The sequence below is a fragment of the Acidobacteriota bacterium genome, from assembly GCA_039030395.1.
In the GTDB taxonomy this organism is placed as follows: Bacteria; Acidobacteriota; Thermoanaerobaculia; order Multivoradales; family JBCCEF01; genus JBCCEF01.
This window is the reverse complement of record JBCCEF010000071.1, coordinates 1-1,583: the sequence shown is the minus strand read 5'-3', so window position 1 is coordinate 1,583 and position 1,583 is coordinate 1. Positions and strand designations below refer to the sequence as shown.

The following is a 1,583-nucleotide window of genomic DNA, read 5'->3' as shown; positions in this document are numbered from 1 at the left end:
CACATGGTGGCGGTGGGGCCGGGCGACGAGCGCGCCTTTGTCGCCAACATCGGCTCCGGCTCGGTGACGGTGATCGATCTCGAGGAGGGCGAGCGGGTGGCCAACATCGCCACCGGCGAGGGCGCCGAAGGGGTGGCGGTGACCGAGGCGGGCCACGTGTGGGTGACCAACCGTGCCGCCGACAACCTGACGGTGCTCGACGGCAGCAGCCTCGAGCCTCTCGCCACCCTGGAGTCACCGGGCTTCCCGATCCGCGCCACCGCGGCCGGTAAGAAGGTGTTGGTGACCCGCGCCAAGGCGGGGGATCTGGCGATCTACGACGACGACGATCTAGGGAAAGTGACCTCTATCCCTCTGGAGCTCGAAGCCAAAGACGTCGAAGGCCGGCTGTTCGGTGATCGCTTCGGCAAGAGCTCGGTGCCGATCGGCGTGGTGGTCAACGAGGATGCGACCCGCGCCTGGATCGCCCACGCCAACGCCGACAAGATCTCCGAGGTCGACATCGCCGCCGGCAAGATCGCCCGCCGTCTCACCGCCGGCCGTGAGCCGGACGGCATGGCCTACACGACGAGGGACGTCGCCAAGAACTGATGCTCTGGATTCTGCGCCGACTCGGGCACGGTTTGTTGTTGCTCGTCGGCGTCTCTTGTTTGACTTTCGGTTTGACCGAGCTGGCTCCGGGAGACTACTTCGACGATCTGCGGCTCGATCCGCGCATTCCGCCCGAGACCGTGGCGGCGATGCAGGCCCGCTACGGGTTGGATCAGCCGCTGGTGACACGTTATGTCCGCTGGCTAGGCTCGGTCGCCCGCGGTGAGCTGGGTTATTCGTTCGCTTATGACAGCCCGGTGGCGCCCCTCCTGTGGCCGCGTGCCCGCAATAGCCTGCTTCTGGCCGGCACGGCGACCCTCCTCGCCTGGCTGATCGCCGTGCCGCTGGGTCTGTGGGCCGCAGCCTCGCGGTGGCGGTGGGTGCAACCGGCGTTCGCCGGAGCGACGTCGGTCCTGCTCGCCATTCCCGAGCTGCTGCTCGCCCTACTCGGCCTGTGGCTGGCGGCGCGCACCGGCTGGCTGCCGACCGGCGGCATGGCGTCGCTCGATGCGGACCAGCTCGGCTTCTGGGCACGCCTGGGTGATCTCGTCGTCCACCTGGTGCTGCCGGCGACGGTACTGACTCTCGGCATGATCCCGGTCCTGGCGCGTCATGTGCACGCCAGCGTGACGGAGGTGCTGCCGGAGCGCTACCTGCAAGTCGCGCGCCGCCGGGGAGTGGGGAAGCGGCGCTTGCTCCTGCGCCACGCTCTGCCTGTGGCGGCCAATCCGCTAATCACCCTTCTGGGTGCGTCGCTCGGGTCGCTGCTCAGCGTGTCGCTCTTGGTCGAGGTGGTCCTCAGCTGGCCCGGTCTGGGGCCGCTGCTCCTGGGGGCGATCTTGGCGCGCGATGTCCACCTGGTGATCGGTGCGGTGCTGCTGTCGACCCTGTTCCTGCTCCTCGGCAATCTGCTGGCGGATCTCTTACTCTACGCCAGCGATCCACGCATTCGAGTGCGCCGCCGTGCGGCCTAAGCGGCTGCAACTCGCCCT

At 68.4% G+C, this 1,583-nt stretch carries 2 protein-coding genes; both read left to right on the top strand.

All coding sequences use genetic code 11. The features are described 5' to 3' along the window. Positions 1-591: hypothetical protein (locus AAF481_20550; protein ID MEM7483557.1), on the top strand; the 591-nt coding region annotated here is incomplete at its 5' end. Then, entirely contained in the window at positions 591-1,565 is a 975-nt protein-coding gene (locus AAF481_20545) for an ABC transporter permease (GenBank protein ID MEM7483556.1), read from the top strand. The genes AAF481_20550 and AAF481_20545, both read left to right, overlap by 1 nt. Positions 1,566-1,583: the final 18 nt, after the last annotated feature.